Annotated in this window: 19 protein-coding genes; 13 read left to right on the top strand and 6 right to left on the bottom strand. The window is 44.1% G+C overall.

The window, feature by feature from the left end; all coding sequences use genetic code 11:
- Positions 1-8 precede the first annotated feature (8 nt).
- The gene (locus ACX0G7_RS25605; protein WP_458926389.1) at positions 9-650 is read right to left on the bottom strand and encodes a carboxypeptidase-like regulatory domain-containing protein; all 642 of its coding nucleotides are present in this window, start codon (positions 648-650) and stop codon (positions 9-11) included.
- Between the two features lie 204 nt (positions 651-854).
- On the opposite strand from ACX0G7_RS25605, the gene ACX0G7_RS25600 reads away from it, so the two are divergent.
- From ACX0G7_RS25600 to ACX0G7_RS25570, 7 genes are all read left to right on the top strand, one after another.
- Positions 855-1,937: an Mrp/NBP35 family ATP-binding protein gene (locus ACX0G7_RS25600; RefSeq protein WP_458926388.1), complete on the top strand. Its 1,083-nt coding sequence runs from the start codon at positions 855-857 to the stop codon at positions 1,935-1,937.
- A 26-nt stretch (positions 1,938-1,963) separates the two neighbouring features.
- Positions 1,964-2,602, top strand: a complete 639-nt coding sequence (locus tag ACX0G7_RS25595) for an FMN-binding negative transcriptional regulator (RefSeq protein ID WP_458926387.1) — start codon at positions 1,964-1,966, stop codon at positions 2,600-2,602.
- Positions 2,603-2,675: 73 nt separating this feature from the next.
- Positions 2,676-3,596 carry a glycerophosphodiester phosphodiesterase family protein gene (locus ACX0G7_RS25590; RefSeq protein WP_458926386.1) on the top strand — a complete coding sequence of 307 codons (921 nt, stop codon included), beginning with the start codon at positions 2,676-2,678 and terminating at the stop codon, positions 3,594-3,596.
- 25 nt (positions 3,597-3,621) lie between these two features.
- Positions 3,622-4,407 (top strand): SDR family oxidoreductase, encoded by a 786-nt coding sequence (locus tag ACX0G7_RS25585; protein ID WP_458926385.1) that lies wholly within the window; start codon positions 3,622-3,624, stop codon positions 4,405-4,407.
- 53 nt (positions 4,408-4,460) lie between these two features.
- Complete coding sequence (gene kynU, locus ACX0G7_RS25580) at positions 4,461-5,741, top strand: kynureninase (protein ID WP_458926384.1); 1,281 nt, start codon at positions 4,461-4,463, stop codon at positions 5,739-5,741.
- 47 nt (positions 5,742-5,788) lie between these two features.
- On the top strand, positions 5,789-6,589 hold the full coding sequence (pyrF, locus tag ACX0G7_RS25575) for an orotidine-5'-phosphate decarboxylase (protein WP_458926383.1): 801 nt from the start codon (positions 5,789-5,791) through the stop codon (positions 6,587-6,589).
- Positions 6,590-6,826: 237 nt separating this feature from the next.
- Positions 6,827-7,042: a hypothetical protein gene (locus tag ACX0G7_RS25570; RefSeq protein WP_458926382.1), complete on the top strand. Its 216-nt coding sequence runs from the start codon at positions 6,827-6,829 to the stop codon at positions 7,040-7,042.
- 268 nt (positions 7,043-7,310) lie between these two features.
- On the opposite strand, the gene ACX0G7_RS25565 is transcribed toward ACX0G7_RS25570, so the two are convergent.
- From ACX0G7_RS25565 to ACX0G7_RS25555, 3 genes are read right to left on the bottom strand one after another with little or no spacing between them, the layout of a single operon-like run.
- The gene (locus ACX0G7_RS25565) at positions 7,311-8,306 is read right to left on the bottom strand and encodes a hypothetical protein (protein WP_458926381.1); all 996 of its coding nucleotides are present in this window, start codon (positions 8,304-8,306) and stop codon (positions 7,311-7,313) included.
- Positions 8,281-8,880, bottom strand: a complete 600-nt coding sequence (locus ACX0G7_RS25560; RefSeq protein ID WP_458926380.1) for a hypothetical protein — start codon at positions 8,878-8,880, stop codon at positions 8,281-8,283. The genes ACX0G7_RS25565 and ACX0G7_RS25560 overlap by 26 nt, the downstream gene beginning before the upstream one ends.
- Positions 8,877-9,434, bottom strand: a complete 558-nt coding sequence (locus ACX0G7_RS25555; protein ID WP_458926379.1) for an RNA polymerase sigma factor — start codon at positions 9,432-9,434, stop codon at positions 8,877-8,879. The genes ACX0G7_RS25560 and ACX0G7_RS25555 overlap by 4 nt, the downstream gene beginning before the upstream one ends.
- 134 nt (positions 9,435-9,568) lie before the next feature.
- Here ACX0G7_RS25555 and ACX0G7_RS25550 point away from each other — a divergent pair, with 134 nt between their 5' ends.
- From ACX0G7_RS25550 to ACX0G7_RS25540, 3 genes are read left to right on the top strand one after another with little or no spacing between them, the layout of a single operon-like run.
- Positions 9,569-10,753: an acyl-CoA dehydrogenase family protein gene (locus ACX0G7_RS25550; RefSeq protein ID WP_458926378.1), complete on the top strand. Its 1,185-nt coding sequence runs from the start codon at positions 9,569-9,571 to the stop codon at positions 10,751-10,753.
- 20 nt (positions 10,754-10,773) lie between these two features.
- Positions 10,774-11,283, top strand: coding sequence for a shikimate kinase (locus tag ACX0G7_RS25545; protein ID WP_458926377.1), 510 nt, complete (start codon positions 10,774-10,776; stop codon positions 11,281-11,283).
- Positions 11,276-11,668, top strand: coding sequence for a DUF423 domain-containing protein (locus ACX0G7_RS25540; protein WP_458926376.1), 393 nt, complete (start codon positions 11,276-11,278; stop codon positions 11,666-11,668). Before ACX0G7_RS25545 ends, ACX0G7_RS25540 begins: the two co-directional genes overlap by 8 nt.
- Positions 11,669-11,676: 8 nt before the next feature.
- Here ACX0G7_RS25540 and ACX0G7_RS25535 read toward each other — a convergent pair whose 3' ends face one another.
- The gene (locus tag ACX0G7_RS25535) at positions 11,677-13,656 is read right to left on the bottom strand and encodes a sensor histidine kinase (protein WP_458926375.1); all 1,980 of its coding nucleotides are present in this window, start codon (positions 13,654-13,656) and stop codon (positions 11,677-11,679) included.
- Between the two features lie 166 nt (positions 13,657-13,822).
- Between ACX0G7_RS25535 and ACX0G7_RS25530 the strand changes: the two genes are divergently transcribed.
- Positions 13,823-16,363, top strand: a complete 2,541-nt coding sequence (locus tag ACX0G7_RS25530) for an FtsK/SpoIIIE family DNA translocase (protein WP_458926374.1) — start codon at positions 13,823-13,825, stop codon at positions 16,361-16,363.
- A 192-nt stretch (positions 16,364-16,555) separates the two neighbouring features.
- Positions 16,556-17,215: a LolA family protein gene (locus tag ACX0G7_RS25525; protein ID WP_458926373.1), complete on the top strand. Its 660-nt coding sequence runs from the start codon at positions 16,556-16,558 to the stop codon at positions 17,213-17,215.
- A gap of 64 nt (positions 17,216-17,279) precedes the next feature.
- Here ACX0G7_RS25525 and ACX0G7_RS25520 read toward each other — a convergent pair whose 3' ends face one another.
- Positions 17,280-17,849, bottom strand: coding sequence for a UbiX family flavin prenyltransferase (locus ACX0G7_RS25520; protein WP_458926372.1), 570 nt, complete (start codon positions 17,847-17,849; stop codon positions 17,280-17,282).
- A gap of 37 nt (positions 17,850-17,886) precedes the next feature.
- Here ACX0G7_RS25520 and ACX0G7_RS25515 point away from each other — a divergent pair, with 37 nt between their 5' ends.
- Positions 17,887-18,498 carry a thioredoxin family protein gene (locus tag ACX0G7_RS25515; protein WP_458926371.1) on the top strand — a complete coding sequence of 204 codons (612 nt, stop codon included), beginning with the start codon at positions 17,887-17,889 and terminating at the stop codon, positions 18,496-18,498.
- The last annotated feature ends 532 nt before the right edge of the window (positions 18,499-19,030 follow it).

Below are 19,030 nucleotides of genomic sequence, written 5' to 3'. Positions count from 1 at the left end.
TTAAGCCGTCACTTTTTGCTTTTGTAGTCGCCGCGTTTCCACGCCTTGATAAATTCATTCCAGGCGAAAGGATTAAATATGTTTTGTGGCGGCGCCTGGCCGGCATAGTAAGCACGTTGGGAAACTCCTTTAAGCGTCATATTGGTAGCTTCACGGCCATCGGAAGGCAGGCCCTTCGAGAGAACATCCCGTTTTGATTCATCGGCGTTTTTCCGCGCTATTTCCAACATGTCATCAGGCATCATCACATTCACAAAATCACGGTCAAACTGTTCCTTTGTTGGCCTCGGTCGGATAATGGTTGCGGGTAAGTACATGGTATCAGTGACCATGAGCTGAATCATACTTTGCTGGTTACCGTCAATATTGCGTGGGATCTCTACAACCTTTGGTTTATAACCAATGCTGGAAAATTCAAGCACATCGCCCTTAAGAACAACTATTGAAAACACACCCTGTTCATTGGTTTGTGTTCCCCGGTTCTGACCACGTATTACCACACTCACATAAGGGATGCCCTGTAAACTGTCGGCAGTCATTACCACGCCAAACAACTGAACCACTGAATCCTTAAGTTTTTCGAATTGCGCATTAGCCGCAAAGGGTACTGCTATAGAAAATATCAGAAGAAGTGGTAGAATTTTTTTCATTGGTTTCAAACCTACGTTATTTTGCGAAAATCCGGTAGCGAAAAATAAATTTTAACACATGGAGCTGGCTGTCTTATAGTAGTTTACACAGATATAAAAATTTATAAACAAGGGTTGCCCGATAAGTAATAAATAGTTAAACAAAATACCCTCGCTATTGGTTAATTTTGCAGCCTGATATTAATTTAACAAATTATTCTATACATGACCACGGAGCAGATAAAAGACGCGTTGCGGATTGTCCAGGAGCCAGACCTGGGTAGTGACATTATTTCGCTTAACATGGTGAAAGATGTTGTTATAAATGGTAACGACGTCTCTTTCACTTTAGTTCTTACCACTCCAGCCTGCCCGCTCAAGGATATGATGCGGAACGCCTGCGTTGATGCTATCCGGCAAAGAGTAAACAAAGATGCAGTGGTACTGGTCAATTTTACTTCAAATACCACCTCCAACCGTCACGACCCCAAGGCGGTTCTACCCAATGTAAAAAATATCATTGCCGTGGTAAGCGGAAAGGGCGGCGTGGGTAAAAGTACCGTTTCCTCGAACCTGGCGATTGCCCTGGCACAAGGCGGGGCCAAAGTGGGGCTGATGGACGCGGACATTTACGGACCGAGTGTGCCGATCATGTTTGGAGTGCGTGGAGAAAGGCCCATGATGATGGATAATGGCGGTAAGGGAATGATTGTTCCCCTGGAAAAATATGGTATTAAGTTAATGAGTATTGGGCTGCTGGTTGATGAGAAAAATGCTGTCGTATGGCGCGGCCCGATGGCGAGCAGTGCAATCAAACAGTTTGTGAGTGATGTGAACTGGGGTGATCTTGATTACCTGGTTATTGATATGCCGCCGGGAACCGGGGATATTCATCTTACCCTTATGCAGGCCGTGCCGGTTACCGGTGCAATTGTGGTTTCAACACCGCAGGATGTGGCGCTTGCCGATGCAAAAAAGGCGATCGCCATGTTTGCACAGATGGGCGCAAAGGTTCCGATTATAGGCCTCGTGGAGAACATGAGTTATTTCTGTATACCCGGAACCAATTCCCGTCACTATATCTTTGGGAAAGATGGCGGGAAAAACCTCGCTGAGGAATACGAAATTCCATTTTTAGGTCAGATTCCCCTCGACCAGGCAACCAGGGAAGGTGGTGATAGCGGGATCCCGATCGTTGCATCAGAACTGCCGGGCCGTGAAGCCTATCTCGACTTCGCCGGCAACGCTGTAAGAAGTATTTCAATGCGCAATGCAAATATCCGGGAGAGTGAAATGCAGCTTAGCTGATCCTAAATATCAATCATAACAACGAGATGTATAATCTTCCCGAATACAAAGAAAAGGACCAGGCTAAGATCAGGTCCTTCATGGAAGAAAATCCTTTCATACTTATCTGCGGCGTAGCACAGGATAATACTCCGGTTGCTACCCATGTCCCGGTGCTGATCAGGGAGGATGGCGCAGGAAATATTTGTCTGCTCGGTCATATGATGAAAGGTACCGATCATTACAAAGCCTTTCTTGGTAACCCGGCTGTCCTCGGAATATTCAGCGGTGCCCACACTTATGTGAGTGCCAGCTGGTATACAAATCAGCTTACCGGTTCCACCTGGAATTATATGACTGTTCACGCCAGGGGAAATCTGAGCTTTGTGACCAAGCAAGAACTTCGCAAAATTCTTGACGATACCACCTATCACTTCGAAAGTAATCCGGCGTCCCCATCATTATTCGAACATCTGCCTGCTGATTATGTTGACAGCCTTACAAAGGCCATTGAAGGCTTCCGGATTGACGTCACGTCCCTGGAACATGTGTTCAAGTTAAGTCAGAACAGGGATGAGAAAAGTTATGATAACATCATCACAAAGCTTGACGCGGGTGATCCTCAGGCAAAACAGATAGCGGCCGAAATGAAATCAAGGCAATCCTGTCCCTTTCCGCGTGATTAAATTCACTGGTACCCAGAGTGATTGACCAGCTTGATAGAGTAATCACCGTTGACAAGAAAACCCGACACATAATATGAAGAAAATCGCAACGGCTTTAATTGTTCCCGCAGTCACTATGCTATCCTTTTCCTGCGACACGAGCAGGCAGCCATCTGCTAACGCTGAACCGACAACCCAGGCATTACCAGCTTCTTTCGATAAACAGGGCCACCGGGGCAGTCGTGGCCTGATGCCGGAAAACACTATTCCTGCTATGATCAAGGCTATCGATCTTGGCGTAACCACGCTCGAGATGGATGCAGCAATTACTGCAGACAAAAAGGTTATCTTATCTCATGAACCTTATTTCAATCATGAAATTACTACAGCAGATGATGGAACAATTATAACAAAGGCAAACCAGGACTCGTTTGCAATTTTCAGAATGAGCTATGAGCAGACAACCAGGTATGACGTAGGGATGAAGCCCAACCCGTCTTTCCCCCGGCAACAAAAAGTAAAAGCGATAAAGCCTTTGCTCGCTGATGTAATAGATTCTGTAGAAAGATATGTGGCCAGCCAGGGCAGGTCACTGGTCAGCTACAACATCGAAACAAAAAGTAAACCTTCGGGAGACGGCAAATTTCATCCGGCTCCGGACGAGTTTGTTGATCTGCTCATGGGCGTGATAAATCAAAAGAATATTGCTTCCAGGTCAATTATTCAGTCATTTGATTTTCGCACCTTACAGGTGATGCATAAAAAATACCCCGGGATAAAACTCGCAGCATTGATTGAGAACATGGCTTCGGTAGCCGAAAATATAAAGCAACTTGGCTTCACGCCGGACATATACAGCCCGCATTATTCATTGGTTACCCCGGGATTAATTGAAGAATGTCAGCATTTGAAAATGAAGGTCATTCCATGGACAGTGAACGAGAAGTCAAAGATCATCTCATTGCAAAAGATGGGAGTGGATGGTGTTATTTCGGATTATCCGGATTTGTTCTAATCTTATAAAAAATTATCCTGCAACTATGCATATATCATTAACAGGAACAACCGCAGTTATCTGTGGCAGTACACAAGGGATCGGGAAGGCCATAGCGGAATCATTTGCAGCTGCAGGAGCAAACTGTATTCTTGTCGCAAGAAATAAAAAATCATTGGATGAAGTTCTTGCAACCCTCCCTGTATACGATGATCAGAAACATCATGCAGTGACTGCTGACTTTTCGGATATCGCGCAGGTAAAGTCTGCCATTGCTGAGATCTTGGCTATAGGAAATGTACATATCCTTGTCAATAACACCGGTGGCCCCAAGCCAGGCCCTATCATCGAAGTTGATCCTTCAGATTTTGTTAGTGCTTTTGAACAGCACATTGTATGTAACCAACTGCTGGCACAGGCTTTTCTACCAGCGATGAAAAAGCTTCAATATGGAAGGATCATCAATATTATTTCCACATCAGTAAGGATACCGCTGGCAAACCTGGGGGCTTCCAACACCATTCGCGCAGCAGTAGCTTCATGGGCGAAAACACTTTCCAATGAAGTGGGGGAATTTAATGTTACCGTAAACAATATCCTGCCAGGGCTCACAGAGACCGCAAGACTCAGTTCTCTGGTTGACAACATGGCTAAGAACAGTGGCACTACCAAAGAAAAAATAAAGGAAAACCTGAAGAAGGAAATTCCAATGAAACGATTCGGAGAGCCCGCGGAGCTGGCTGCGCTGGCTACTTTTCTTGCATCGCCTGCAGCTTCTTATATCACCGGCACAAGTATTCCTGTAGACGGAGGAAGAACCGGGACCGTGTAGCGGGATACCGTGAATACTGCTGTCCCAACTACACTTACATTCAACACATCCATATGGCCATTGCCTTCCGCACAGATCATAATTTCGCGATTCAGATGGATGACAATGATCCGCTGAAAGATTTTCGTAGCCGGTTTATTATTCCTCAAAGAGACGGCAGGCAACAGATCTACTTTCTTGGAAATTCGCTGGGACTTCAACCAAAAAATACTGCTGACGAACTGGTAAAAGTTTTGAAACAGTGGGAGCAATATGGGGTTGAGGGTTTTTTTCATGGCAGTGATCCATGGTTGAAATATCATGACAAACTTACAATGCCCCTCGCCGCAATAGTTGGTGCCGAACCGGAAGAACTGGTAGTGATGAACCAGTTAAGTGTGAACCTCCACCTGATGATGGTGAGCTTTTACAGGCCTGCAGGAAAAAGACGCAAAATTATCTGTGAAGCAAAAGCCTTTCCCAGCGATCAGTATATGCTGGAAACGCACCTTATCCATCTCGGACTCGATCCACATGAAATCATTATTGAAGTATCTGCACGTAAAGGCGAATACAATATCAGGCATGAGGACTTTATTAAAGCGGTTGATGATAACCGTGAGGAGCTTGCTCTGGTTCTATGGGGTGGTGTAAATTATTATACCGGACAGTTATTTGATATGAAGGCAATGGCCGCAGTTACTCATAAAGCAGGTGCAATAATTGGTCTCGACCTGGCACATGCTGCGGGCAACGTACCACTTGAATTACACAACTGGGAGATCGATTTTGCCTGCTGGTGCAGCTACAAATATCTTAATTCCGGACCCGGGGCGATAGGCGGGGTTTTTGTACATTCCCGGTATCATCATGATCCGGAGATAAAACGCTTAGCTGGGTGGTGGGGCTATGATAAAGCTACACGATTCAATATGGAAAAGGGATTTATACCCATACCTACAGCAGAAGGTTGGCAGCTGAGTACACCTTCAATCCTTTTGTATGCTTCACATTACGCAGCACTAAACATATTTGAAGAAGCAGGTTTCGGGAGAATACTTGCAAAATCAGCGTTGATGAGCAGTTACCTGCTATTCATGTTACAAGAAATTACCAGGGAAAGTTCGGGGGATAAAATCACGATCATTACGCCCCGTCATCCCCTGCAGCACGGGAGCCAGGTCTCGATATTCTCCAGGGAGGAAGGCCGACTGATATTTGACCGGTTAACCGAAAATGGTATATTCGCGGACTGGCGCGAACCAGGCGTTATCCGTATTGCACCCGTTCCGTTATACAACACTTTCAACGAGATCTATACATTTGCAGATTGCCTTCGCCAGGTTCTCCGTTGAAGACAAAAAATTTATTTCATCATCTTACAGCTGATTATCTTTGCGCCATGACAAAATCGGAACTGATACAACAAATCAGGCTAAAGCAATCATACCTATGCGTTGGATTGGATACCGATGAAACAAAGATCCCGCCTCATCTATTGTCTGCCGCTGATCCGGTTTTTGAATTTAACAAAAGCATCATCGATGCGACAGCTGATCATTGTGTAGCCTATAAAATCAATACGGCTTTTTATGAGGCCAATGGACTGAGGGGATGGCAGTCGATGGAAAAAACAGTTAAGTACATTCCGTCAACACATTTGAGGATAGCTGATGCAAAGCGGGCCGATATCGGTAACACAGCATCTCAGTATGCAAAGGCTTTCTTCGACACCATGAACTTCGATGCGATCACTGTAGCACCTTACATGGGGCGGGACAGTGTGAAGCCATTTCTCGAATACAAAAATAAATGGACGATCTTACTTGGACTTACGTCGAATTCAGGGGCGCGGGATTTTGAGATGATCAAGTATGATCATGAATACCTGTTTGAAAAGGTGATGAGGCTGGCGGCAACATGGGGCACATCAGAAAACCTCATGTTTGTAGTTGGTGCAACACAAACTGCAATGTTTGAACGGATCCGGAATCTTATACCGTCACATTTCTTCCTCGTACCTGGTGTAGGCGCACAGGGCGGAAGTCTGTCTGACATTTCTCATAAAGCAAAAAATGTTGACGTTGGATTGTTGGTCAATTCAAGTCGCGCCATCATCTATGCATCCCAGGAAACTGACTTTGCCGTTAAAGCCGGTATCATAGCAAAAGAGTACCAGGCAGAAATGCAAAACTACATCTGAGTCCTTTTAAAGGCGACCCGGTCAGGCGATCGTTCGTCGATTACCCACTAATGGGTGTTTCTGTGGGTCATATTCCCCACTAAATTTAAGGGCTATAATTAATATTGTTACGTAGTAGACTGAATATCAATCAATTTTATTATCTCTTAATTCAGAATCCGTTATCGGTAATCGTGTTCGTATGATAATTGCCATGATAAAGTAATTACATTTTACAAACACGATAAAACGAGATTTATGAAAAAGATATTAATGACTTGCGGACTGGCAGTTGCAGCTTTTGGATTTTACAGCGGTGCTTTCGGTGAGAACACCAACTATGTACATGAAGATTATTCAACGCTAACGAATGAATTCCAGGATACTCTGCCAGGCAAAAAGAGAGACACGACAAACAGAAGGCCAATGCCACAGGATACTATGAAAAGGGATTCAGTGAAAGTACACTTCTAAAATTACTTACTATACACCGGTTAATATTTATTCAATGAATGCCGGTTTGATTCCTGATGAAAAACCGAAATGGCGACAGGCCCTGGTTAATGTAGTTTCGACCTATGAGATATAAACCTGGTAGTCACATGAGACACCCAGGATTTGAGATAATTCCGATCAGTATGCGTTTGCTGTTTCTTTGAGATTGCAAACAATATACTGATCGGATTTCTTTTTACAGCTATATCTTCTGCACTTAGATGCTTACATCATTATGCTCATCCACTCAGATGCTTACATCGCCCTTGCCATTTTTCTTCTTCTCATCTTTTTTAAGGTCCATCTTCAGTCCATGACCCACTGTGATGTTGCTGAACTCAGCAGTTATCCGGAGGTCCGTTGCGCCGTTCCCGGATTTACCTGAATATTGTTTTTTGAACCTTGGCCCATGGTCATCATCGTCATCTTTCGGATGGGAGATGTCGAAGTCCGTTTTGTTCGTGAAATCACCAAAGTTGGTAGAGATAGAGTATTTGGCGGAAAGTCCCTTGGTCACATTTAACTGAAGGTTGGTAAAGTCATTTTTGACCACCAATCCTTTCAGGTTGTTGTCTATGTTCAGTTGAACGCCGCTGCAATGTTCGAATCTCGCCTTCACAGTTCCATCCAAGTTTCCAATAATCGCACGGGAGAATTTGATTTCAAGCTCGCCATTGCTCATACCGGCAATATCAGCTGAACCGAACTCCACAGAAATTTCTTTTGGGTTCAAAAGTTTCCCGGTGGTAAGCGATCCGAATTTGGATTCAATACTGATCTCTCCTGCAAAGTCCGATATAACGGTTGATCCAAATTCGTTTGAAGCGTCCAGTCGATTACGTGAGGGCATCATCACAACATAGTTGATATTGAAGCCTTCGTCTTTATAAGTTTTGTTGTTGTTTTTGCGTTCGTTTTTGTTATCAAGTACAGTCCGGAAAAACACCCCATTACTCTTTTTGCCTTCATCAATCGAGATCCTGCCAAGGATATAATCAGCTCTTTCTTCGGTGTTCCCTTTTGCAGTGATGGTAATGTCGACTTTGATTTCATTTTTATCCCATGTTGAGATCTTGAGTTCACCGAAGCGGTTGTCAAGGGTCACCAGGTCGTTGGGCGATAATGCATAAGTTTTGGAAACGGTTCTCTTTTTTTCAATGATAGGGTTTTCATTGGCGAGGGCGTGTAGGGCAAAGGTGGAAAATAGTATGAGAAAACTATATGCTTTTAGAGTTGCTTTCATTTGAAGAATTTTTTGATTGTTTAATTTGTTTGATGACGCGGAGCTGTTGGTTCAGAAGATCCGTCTGCAGCTGAAGATTCTGAATCATTGCTTCGAGTAATTGTTCACGGTTAGGGTTTGCCGGTAGTTCTTTTCTGAGCCGGTTGTATGCACTATCCAGTGTTGTTATATCGCCCATAAACTGCCGGTACAATTCGGGTTGATCCTTCCCGATCTGTTTCAGTTCATTTTGCTTCAGTTCAATAAGCTGGGTGAAGTGATAGACCTCTTTTGCGTAAGTGGGGTTGATTTCATCAAGAATGGTATTTTGTTCGTTAGGGTGCCGGTCGCCAGCGCTGGTTTCGGTGATTGAATGCTCATTGCTCCTGGAAAGCAACATATAGGTTCCGGCAGATATGGCAACAACTATTGAAGCAGCGACGAGCCATTTGCTGAAGGAGGTGATTTTACCTCCGCTTTTTTTTTCCGGGGCCGTCAATTCCTTTTCAACTTTTTTCCAGAGCCCGGGTGAGGGTTCTTCGCTATCCAATGCTTCCCGGTTCTCTCTTATAAAATCTTCTAAACTTCTTTTCATGATAATCCTCCCTGTTTGAGTAAAAACAATAGTTTCTGCTTGGCTCTTACATACTGGGTTCTTACAGTATTATGGGTTATTCCCAGTATTTCAGCAATCTCCTCATGGTCATATCCTTCGAGCAGATATAGTGTGATTACCGTCCGGTAACCGTCTGGTAATTGTCTGATTGAATTTTTTACAGCGTTGACCTTGAACTGGATCTCCTGTTCGTCAACCTCCTCTTCTTCGGGTTTGAGGTAGACATCCGGGTGATCGATATCTACGAATTCAAACTTCCGTTTCCGGAGAATGTTGATCGATTTGTTAATTACGATTCTTTTTAGCCAGGCACCGAAGGTTGACCTGTAATTAAAATCAGTCAGCGATCTGAAAGCGTCGGTAAATGCCTCCTGCAACACATCTTCCGCATCATCTGTATTATTTACGATCCGCAGGCTTGTATTATACATTGCTTTACAGTATTTATCGTACAAAGCCTGGAATCCGGGGACATGACCGCGCTTACACTGCTCTACCAATTCATCCTTTATGTAGGTTGCCGCAAGCTCCAATGATTAATATTTTAATTGTCTGATAATAGAGTCGCAGGTATTTTCACGATGTTGCACCGGAATTCAGTAATTCCGGTTATGAGTTATGCATTCGTCGGAATCATCTAAATTTACGCTTATCTAAAATTTCTTTCATGGCCGCACGCACTGATCTTTTTTCCAGTCCGGATTATTTCAAGTTGGATGAATTGTTGACCGAAGAACACATACTTATCAGGGAATCTGTTAGGAATTACGTGAAAAAAGAGATTTCTCCCATTATTGAGGACTACGCCCAAAGGGCGGAATTTCCCAGCCAGATTGTAAAGCAGCTCGGGGAAATGGGTTGTTTTGGGCCCACTATTCCGGTAGAATACGGTGGCGGGGGACTCGATTACATCAGTTATGGACTAATGATGCAGGAACTGGAAAGGGGGGATAGCGGGGTGCGGTCAACCGCTTCCGTACAGGGCTCGCTGGTTATGTTCCCCATTTATGAATACGGCAGCGAAGAACAGCGCAGAAAATATCTTCCAAAACTTGCCAGCGGCGAATGGCTGGGTTGTTTTGGGCTCACGGAGCCCGACCATGGCTCGGATCCGGGCGGGATGTTGTCTAATTTGAAGGACAACGGAGATCATTTTATCCTGAACGGCTCGAAAATGTGGATCAGCAACGCGCCATTTGCCCAGGTGGCGGTGGTATGGGCAAAAAATGAAGCCGGGGAAATCCGGGGAGTGATCGTGGAAAGAGGCATGGAAGGGTTCAGTACCCCCACTACACATGGCAAATGGAGCCTGCGTGCTTCCGCCACAGGTGAGCTGGTGTTTGATAATGTCAGGATTCCCAGGGAGAATCTTCTCCCCAATGTAAAAGGTCTGAAAGGTCCGTTAAGTTGCCTTACAAAAGCCCGATTTGGGATCGCCTGGGGTTCCCTTGGAGCAGCAATGGACTGTTATGATACTGCGCTCAGGTATAGCATGGAAAGAGTGCAGTTTGACCGTCCTATAGCTGGTTTTCAGCTTCAACAGAAAAAACTCGCCGAAATGATCACTGAGATCACAAAGGCGCAGCTCCTCAACTGGAGACTTGGCGTTCTGATGAATGAAGGAAAGGCTACACCCCAGCAGGTAAGCATGGGAAAAAGAAATGGCTGTGAAATAGCGGCCAACATCGCCCGGGAGGCGCGACAAATGCTTGGCGGCATGGGCATCACCGGCGAATATTCTGTAATGCGTCATATGATGAACATCGAATCAGTAATAACATATGAAGGCACACATGACATTCATCTCCTGATTACCGGAATGGATATCACCGGCATTAACTCATTCAAGTAGATCGCTAACTTCGCACACTCATGAGGATTTTTTTGATAGGATTTATGGGTTCTGGTAAAACGTATTGGGGCAAACAATTGTCAGAAAGGCTCAGCATGCCTTTCTATGATCTCGACGAAGTGATCATTGAAGCTGAAAAACGTTCAATAGCAGACATCTTCACGGAATCGGGGGAAGAATATTTTCGGGTGAAGGAGAGAGAGATTATGGAAAACCTGGTTGATGACAATATTTCCATGATACTGTCTTGCGGGGGTGGAACACCCTGTTTCTTCAACAATATTGATTACATGAAAAAGTACGGGCTGGTTGTGTGGCTCAATACAAATATTGATGTGCTGGGTAACCGGCTCCTGAAAGAGCGCAGTCACAGGCCGGTGTTGAGCGGCATCCGTGACGGGGAGCTCAAGGCATTTATCATAAAAAAAATGAACGAGCGACGTATGTATTATGAACAGGCCGACCTGATCGTGGACAATGAAAATGATATCACCGTTTCCGAATTCGCCCAAATTATACTGCATGCATAGAGGATTTCTTATTACCGGGAGTTTGCTGGCCGCGCTGGCTGTTGGCCTTGGTGCTTTCGGAGCACATGGGTTAAAAAAAATTGTACCTGCTGATACGGTGACCACCTTTGAGACCGGGGTCAGGTACCAGTTTTATCACTGTTTTGCATTGATCATTGTCGCGATATTGTTTGAAAAGTTCGCTGGTTCCTGGATGACATATGCAGGGTATGCATTCATTGCAGGTATAATTCTGTTCTCAGGCTCGCTGTATGTACTTACGCTGATTCAGGCCACGGGAACAGTCGGGTTAAGGGGAATTGGAATTATAACCCCTATTGGTGGTTTGTTCCTTATTGCGGGGTGGATATTGATGGCAGTAGCTTTTCTTAAAACGGCCCGTTGATATTGCAGCTATGCAGTCTTTATACCCAGTTCAAATTTCAAAATCGTTCCGTTCTGTTGCTGGAAAGTCAGTGATCCGTTGATGGATTCCATTCTACGCCGCATATTTGCGAGACCATTACCGAAGCGCCTGGTATTGCTGATGTCCATACCCTTACCATTATCTGCCACTTCTATCACGAGCTGATCATTGTACGTAGTAATTGAAATAGAAACTTCCGTTGCCTGCGCATGTTTTATAATGTTAGTCATCGCTTCTTTTACACTAAGAAAAATGTTTCTTCTTTTTTCTCCGCTCATCTCAACATCAGGAATGATAGAGGGGGTATGTACATCACATTTAATGGCGGTACCATCAAAATATTCCGTAGCATTCGCCCTGATATAGGCAATCATTGATTCAAGCGTATCATTGGAACTTTTCATGGTCCAGATGATCGTATTCATCTTGTTCAATAGTTCATTGGCCGAATGAGAGATCTTTTCAATCTCCGGGAGAGATTGTGTCTTCATCTTACTCTTTACAATTTCACTCATCAGCCGGATAGCGGTTACCCCCGAACCAAGCTCATCGTGCATATCGGCTGATATCCTGTCTCTTTCTCCCTGCTGGGCGGCCATTACGGCCATCTGTTTTTCAAACTCCTGTCGCTCATTTATCAATTTTAAACCTTCCCTTTCTTTTACCCTTTCGATAATGTCTACACGGTTTTTGAAGGCAAGCCCCGAAAGAAACAACATGAGTTCAATTACTACCCCGATCTCGTAATAGAAAAGGGGGCGGTTCAACAGGCTGAGGGTCGGATTCCTGGTGATCTTAAAAGATGTAATCAGCAAACTCAATGAAATAATTCCCATCAGCACCACCGCGATGTTTCCCGCAACCAGGTACTTCATCAGCCGGTCATCGTTCCGGATACCATAGTTGATGAAAATAATGCCTATGGTCAGAAAAAACACTTTACTCAAAGCTTCAATTGTCGAAAGGAGAAGATACTTGTCCGTTGTAAAATAGATAATTGAAAACAGGATCATCAATAGAACATTCAACGCCTGGCAGGTCCGGAACAGTTTATCAAGGAAAGCATGATTGTTTTTAGTATCAAGAAAGGTCCGCATGAAAGCCTGGTAATAAAACACCGAAGCGGAGAGTATCATCAGGTCCAGATACTCTATGTAAAAAAAATTAAACCTGTTTAATCGGTTTCCCAGGAATGAGATAAAAAAAAGCAGGAGTCCGGTAAACAAAGCGTACAACGCATAGTATAGATATTCCTTGTTAAGATTTTGCATGTAGGCTGCCACCGAGTAGATGATCATCATCAGCATCATGCCACTCGACAGGTAGGTAACTATATCAAGATCTGCCCTCTTGACGACAGCAACTGCCTTGTGGTTCCCTATGTAATCTTCCCTCAGGATCATTGGCAGGAGTGTACTGTGGGCGGCTCTCAAAAAACGGAGCCGGGCAAAAAATACTGCTTTCTCCCGTGGTTCCATTGTAAGCAGGTGATAGCCCTCAATATTTTTGTCCGGCGGAACCGAATCTTTCAATACCCGGAATTCAGACGCCACGGAGTCAGCATTCGCTTTGAAGATTTTGACAGCAGTGCAGTAGGTGCCGGGATAGAAACTGATTGTGCGGGGATGGTCGGAATCATTGGCCAGTATGAATTTCAGGAATAGCTCTTTCTCGATCCATTCTACCGGCATATTCTTGGCAACTTCAGCAGGCAGGAAATTTTTGAATCTTAACTTTGCGGGGATCTGCTGATCTGCAATTACTCCTGGTTCTGTGAGTTCATACTTAACGAATGAGTCAATGTAACGGAGATTACGAAAGCTGTTTATTTCAATCACGGAATCCTGAGCGATGGAAGCGGAGGGATAAACGCCCGCTAAGAAGATGCATACCACGAGGCGCTCAATAATCCGTTGGATTATACGTTGTACAGTAAAATCATCATGCAGGGATCTGGAGTTGCTCATAAGCTATGGACCTACGGTAGTATATCCAACGGAAAAGTACAGATTTTTCTGCTACAGTAACCCGCTACCCGGATTAAGTACATATCCTTACCAAAGATTAAGCAAATATCAGGGTTAATGTGAGAGCCACCCACTGACAAACCCTAAACTACTTATATTTGTGAACATGGCAAATCGTGCGAAATCAAGTAAAAAAAGCCAGACAGCTGACAAAAATAAATTAAAGCCGGAGAAAGAAGAGCGGGTAACGGTAAAGGAGCTGGCAAGAGATGAGAGAACCCATAAAATACTGGGTGTGGTGTCTTTGCTATGCGGTTTGTTTTTACTTATCGCTTTTGCTTCTTATCTCTTTACCTGGAAGGTTGACCAGGACAAGGTGTTCCGCGGTGCTGCCATACTCGCTCCATCGGGAGGCGTTAAAACAGCAAACCTGATGGGAAATCTCGGAGCTTATGTTGCTCACCAGTTCTTCTATAACGGCTTTGGACTGGCGTCATTTATTTTCTGCACCTTATTTTTTGTAGTCGGGGCAAATGCAGTTTTTGCCAAAAAGATATTTTCAATAGGCAGGAACATCCGATACCTGCTTGTGGGAATTATCTATTTTTCGGTTGCACTTGCTTTTATTAGCAGTGGAAGTTTTTTTCCCTGGGGCGGCGAGTTTGGCAAACTGATCAGCAACTGGCTTACCATTACCCTTGGAACGGTTGGTACTGCGGCTCTTTTACTGGTGGTTGGGATAGCCTATATTATATGGAGGTTCAATCCTGTTTTCAGGGTTCCGGAATTCCAAAAACAGAAAAAAGAGGTTAAGGCTGATGGCTTGCTACCGGAAGCAGAAGCGGAGATCTCCGGTATTGATAACAAGCTAACGGAAAAGGATATCCCAAAATCCAAAAACAGGAAAACACATTCTACTGCAATTGAAAACACTCCTGCCCATGATCTACGGTTGATAGAGAAAAAAGCGCTCGCTGATGAGTTATCTTCTCCTGCAAAAACATTCGAAGAAGACCTGGAAGACGACACAGAAGAAGAAAATGAGTTACCTGAAGCAGTCATCCCTGAACCGATATTGAACAGGGTAGGTGATAAGTTTGGAAAAAAGCCGGTGGCTGACATTCCGCTTGAAATAAACAGTGTGCCGGATAAGTTGATCCTTGACGATGAGATAGCCGAAAAGCTTCCGGAAAATACTACTCCCTACGAGCCTACGCTTGATTTGAAGGACTATAAATATCCCGGGCTGGATCTGCTTGAAACACACGGCAGCGAAAAGATCATCCAGGATCCTGCAGAACTGGAGGCCAACAAAAACCAGATCATCAACACGCTGAAGAACTATGATATTTCCATACAAAAGATCAGCGCAACCGTAGGCCCAACGGTAACACTTTATGAAATTGTACCTGCGGCAGGGGTTAGGATCTCACGAATAAAAAATCTTGAAGATGATATTGCGTTGAGCCTGGCTGCACTTGGTATCCGAATTATCGCACCGATCCCTGGTAAAGGGACGATCGGAATCGAAGTGCCAAATGTGAAGAAGACTGTTGTAAGTATGAAGTCTTTGCTTGCTTCGGAAAAGTTCCAGATGAATAATTTCAGTTTGCCGATAGCCATCGGCAAAAAAATCGACAATGATAATTTTATCGTTGACCTGACCACTATGCCGCATTTGCTGATGGCCGGTGCCACCGGTCAGGGTAAGTCGGTCGGCTTAAATGCGATACTGGTGTCATTGTTATATAAAAAACATCCTTCGCAATTAAAATTTGTGCTGGTAGATCCGAAGAAAGTTGAATTGAGTTTGTACCGTACCATTGAAAAACATTTTCTTGCGAAATTGCCCGGAGAGGAAGATGCAATTATCACTGACACAAAAAAAGTAGTTCATACCCTTAATGCATTGTGTATCGAGATGGATACAAGATATGATCTGTTGAAAGAAGCCGGTGCAAGAAACATAAAGGAATACAACGAAAAATTTATAAAGCGCAGGTTGAACCCCGAAAAAGGACACCAGTTTCTCCCGTTTATTGTACTGGTGGTGGACGAGTTTGCTGACCTGATCATGACAGCAGGCAAAGAAGTAGAAATGCCAATAGCGCGTCTCGCTCAGCTTGCCCGGGCTATAGGGATACACCTTATCATCGCTACGCAACGACCTTCTGTCAATATCATTACCGGTACCATTAAGGCAAACTTCCCGGCTCGTATCGCTTTCAAGGTTTCTTCAAAAGTTGATTCCCGGACCATCCTTGACACCGGCGGAGCTGAACAGCTGATTGGAAAAGGTGATATGCTCATTTCCTACAATGGGGAGCTGACCCGATTACAGTGTGCATTTGTAGATACACCCGAGGTGGAAGGCGTGTGCGACTATATCGGAGATCAGCGCGGCTATGCCCAGGCCTTCCTGTTACCCGAATATGTGGATGAAAAGGAAATGGAAGGCAAGGATTTTGATATAGGTAGCAGGGATGCATTATTTGAAGACGCGGCACGCCTGATTGTCCAAAGCCAGATTGGTTCGACATCGTTGTTGCAACGCAGGATGAAATTGGGTTATAACCGTGCAGGGAGGTTAATGGATCAGCTGGAAGCGAGTGGTGTTGTGGGTCCCAGCCAGGGATCAAAGGCAAGGGATGTGCTGATCAAAACGGAAGCAGACCTTGAACGCCACCTGGTTGATCAGTTGGGTTGATCAGGTTGAGTTGATTTGTTGCTGATCATATCGGGTAGATCAATAATTGATAATTGTAGATTTATAATCGATAATTGTTATAAAAATCCCATAGTTTGTCCGCTATTGCCCCGGTTACCGTTTTCAGGCAACCATATCAGTAGTTTCAGCATCTCCCCATATATTGCGTAAAATTTGTATTAAATATCAAGCATGAGAAAAATAAGTGTTTTTATAGGCTTACTGATGATTGTCTCTAGTGGATTTAGCCAGGGAGAGCTTGCAACCAACGATCCGGCCGCTAAAAAGATTCTCGATGCCGTGAGCACAAAGTTCAAAACTTATTCAGCGGTATTAGCCAACTTCACCTTAAAAATTGAAGATGCGAAGGGGAAAGTCCAGGGAACAAAAACCGGGACGGTTTCGATGAAGGGCCAGAAATACAAAATCAATATACCTGGCCAGGAAATTTATTGTGATGGAAAAAACGTCTGGACCTTCGATAAAGCTGCCAACGAAGTAACCATTTCGCAACTGGATCCATCGTCTACCTCTATTACCCCACAAAAATTGTTCACAAACTTTTATGATAAAGATTTCCTTTATAAACTGAATGGTGAGAAGAAAATAGGCACCCGGACGGTCCAGGAAATCGAATTGACCCCGGTAGATAAAACCAAAGCCTTTCACAAAGTATATGCAATGGTCGATAAAAATTCACAAAGCATATACAGCACGCGCGTACTTGAAAAGAATGGCAACAAATACACCTACACCGTAAACAGCCTGAATGGAAAAGCGCCGATAGCCGATGCTGTTTTTGTATTTGATAAAAAGAAATATCCTGGCGTAGAAGAGGTCGATCTGAGGTGATTCTCCATGAGTCATTGGCGGTATAGCGTACACCTGATCAAACGGAGAATGTACCAGGTTTCGGTTACAGTGAGTCTTTCGAACCCCACCTGAACGTTTTGATATCGAGGCCTGCGAGGTCCAGGATCCTGTCCGTTACCGTAGCTGCTACAGCTTCTATAGTAGCCGGTCTGCTATAGAAAGAAGGTGTGGCAGGGCAAATAATTCCGCCTGCAAGGGTTACCGTTTCCATGTTCCGGATATGTATCAGGTTGTACGGGGTATCACGGATCATGCAGATTAATTTTCGTCTTTCTTTCAATATAACATCCGCCGCACGGGTGATCAGATCTGTAGAAACTCCCGTAGCAATCCGGCTGAGCGTACCCATCGAACAGGGAGCTATGATCATTGTATCGAACTTCCCGGATCCGGACGCAAACGGCGCCATAAACTCGCCCGTTTCATAAAATTTAACAGCATATTTATCATAGTCTTGGTCCCCTAGTTCTGTTTTCCACACTAATTTGGCGTTTTGGGTCATTACTACGGCAAGATCGCTCCATTGATCTTTCATTGTTAACAACCGGTCCAGGAGCAATTTAGGATAGATCGAGCCACTGGCGCCCGTGATTGCCAACACAATTTTATGCATGGTATTTGAGTTATCTTACTGTCAAACAAAAGTAATTATGCGAAGTTTAAAATGGCTCTTTTTATTTGGGGGAATACTCATGTTGGGTTTGTCACTCAGGAAGCCTGAAACACTCCATAATGACTACTCCCTGGTTGGCGATGTTCCGGGATCAGTGAGCCATGAAGGCTCCATTCAAAAGCGTCCGGAGACGGTAAGCAAGGTGAACTGGCTTACCTTAACCCAGGTAGAGGACAGTTTGCGTGTGAACCCTAAGCCAGTACTGATCGACCTCTATACTGAATGGTGCGGCTGGTGCAAGGTTATGGATAAGAAAACCTATGCGAATAAAAATGTCGCAGAATATCTGCAACGTAAGTTCTACACCATAAAGCTCGATGCAGAAACAAAAAAGCAGCTTACCTGGAACGGTAAACGATATAACTTTAATCCCAACTATCGCACTAACGACATCGCACTATATCTCACCAACGGACAGCTTTCATACCCCACAACCGTGATCATTCCGGCTAATAACGGTATTCCACAAGCGATACCTGGATATCTGGAACCCAAAGACTTTGAATTGATCCTCAAGTATTTTGGCGAGGATAAATTTGGCAAGGTAGCTTTTGAAGATTATCGCAAAGCTTTCAAAGGAAAGTGGTGAACCGTTACTTCCCCCCAGTTACCCTCACTCATCACTCTTCACTCATCATTCTCAACTCTGTTCTACCCACTTACCTTGGATTTTACAAAGTTTTAGAACTCCATGCAACTTTTCCTTTTTTATAAAGGTCATAGCTCTGGTTTTTCATAGGATATTGGATTTAATACGGGGCTGGATTTCTATCCTGGCCCTTTTTTTTGATACTATTGTGCTATAAACTCTGCCATAACCCTTAGATGGTAAGTATTTATCCTTAACCGCACTTGATATAAATCAAGTAACCTTAATTTTTACCAAAAAAAATATACGAATACAACTAATGTTTAGACGCTATCATCTTATATTTGATTTTTCATAGGATAAGGTTTAATGGTTAATGGTATTTGATTAGTGCAGCCTCCCTTCAGGGAGGCTTTTTTTTTTGAATACAGCCCAACAAAAAATCTACAAATACCGGATCAGGTAGAAAATTTGGGGGATTTTGAATGAAGGTGTTTTTTTGCGGATAAAACAGATTAACACTTGGATACGG

Source organism: Flavitalea antarctica, from assembly GCF_054461535.1.
This window is presented reverse-complemented; position numbering and strand designations above follow the sequence as displayed.

What these genes read in the sequence shown, in the direction of transcription:
- ACX0G7_RS25605 (WP_458926389.1), bottom strand. Translation starts at nt 650, where the DNA reads ATGAAAAAAATTCTACCACTTCTTCTGATATTTTCTATAGCAGTACCC.
- ACX0G7_RS25600 (WP_458926388.1), top strand. Translation starts at nt 855, where the DNA reads ATGACCACGGAGCAGATAAAAGACGCGTTGCGGATTGTCCAGGAGCCA.
- ACX0G7_RS25595 (WP_458926387.1), top strand. Translation starts at nt 1,964, where the DNA reads ATGTATAATCTTCCCGAATACAAAGAAAAGGACCAGGCTAAGATCAGG.
- ACX0G7_RS25590 (WP_458926386.1), top strand. Translation starts at nt 2,676, where the DNA reads ATGAAGAAAATCGCAACGGCTTTAATTGTTCCCGCAGTCACTATGCTA.
- ACX0G7_RS25585 (WP_458926385.1), top strand. Translation starts at nt 3,622, where the DNA reads ATGCATATATCATTAACAGGAACAACCGCAGTTATCTGTGGCAGTACA.
- kynU (WP_458926384.1), top strand. Translation starts at nt 4,461, where the DNA reads ATGGCCATTGCCTTCCGCACAGATCATAATTTCGCGATTCAGATGGAT.
- pyrF (WP_458926383.1), top strand. Translation starts at nt 5,789, where the DNA reads ATGACAAAATCGGAACTGATACAACAAATCAGGCTAAAGCAATCATAC.
- ACX0G7_RS25570 (WP_458926382.1), top strand. Translation starts at nt 6,827, where the DNA reads ATGAAAAAGATATTAATGACTTGCGGACTGGCAGTTGCAGCTTTTGGA.
- ACX0G7_RS25565 (WP_458926381.1), bottom strand. Translation starts at nt 8,306, where the DNA reads ATGAAAGCAACTCTAAAAGCATATAGTTTTCTCATACTATTTTCCACC.
- ACX0G7_RS25560 (WP_458926380.1), bottom strand. Translation starts at nt 8,880, where the DNA reads ATGAAAAGAAGTTTAGAAGATTTTATAAGAGAGAACCGGGAAGCATTG.
- ACX0G7_RS25550 (WP_458926378.1), top strand. Translation starts at nt 9,569, where the DNA reads ATGGCCGCACGCACTGATCTTTTTTCCAGTCCGGATTATTTCAAGTTG.
- ACX0G7_RS25545 (WP_458926377.1), top strand. Translation starts at nt 10,774, where the DNA reads ATGAGGATTTTTTTGATAGGATTTATGGGTTCTGGTAAAACGTATTGG.
- ACX0G7_RS25540 (WP_458926376.1), top strand. Translation starts at nt 11,276, where the DNA reads ATGCATAGAGGATTTCTTATTACCGGGAGTTTGCTGGCCGCGCTGGCT.
- ACX0G7_RS25535 (WP_458926375.1), bottom strand. Translation starts at nt 13,656, where the DNA reads ATGAGCAACTCCAGATCCCTGCATGATGATTTTACTGTACAACGTATA.
- ACX0G7_RS25530 (WP_458926374.1), top strand. Translation starts at nt 13,823, where the DNA reads ATGGCAAATCGTGCGAAATCAAGTAAAAAAAGCCAGACAGCTGACAAA.
- ACX0G7_RS25525 (WP_458926373.1), top strand. Translation starts at nt 16,556, where the DNA reads ATGAGAAAAATAAGTGTTTTTATAGGCTTACTGATGATTGTCTCTAGT.
- ACX0G7_RS25520 (WP_458926372.1), bottom strand. Translation starts at nt 17,849, where the DNA reads ATGCATAAAATTGTGTTGGCAATCACGGGCGCCAGTGGCTCGATCTAT.
- ACX0G7_RS25515 (WP_458926371.1), top strand. Translation starts at nt 17,887, where the DNA reads ATGCGAAGTTTAAAATGGCTCTTTTTATTTGGGGGAATACTCATGTTG.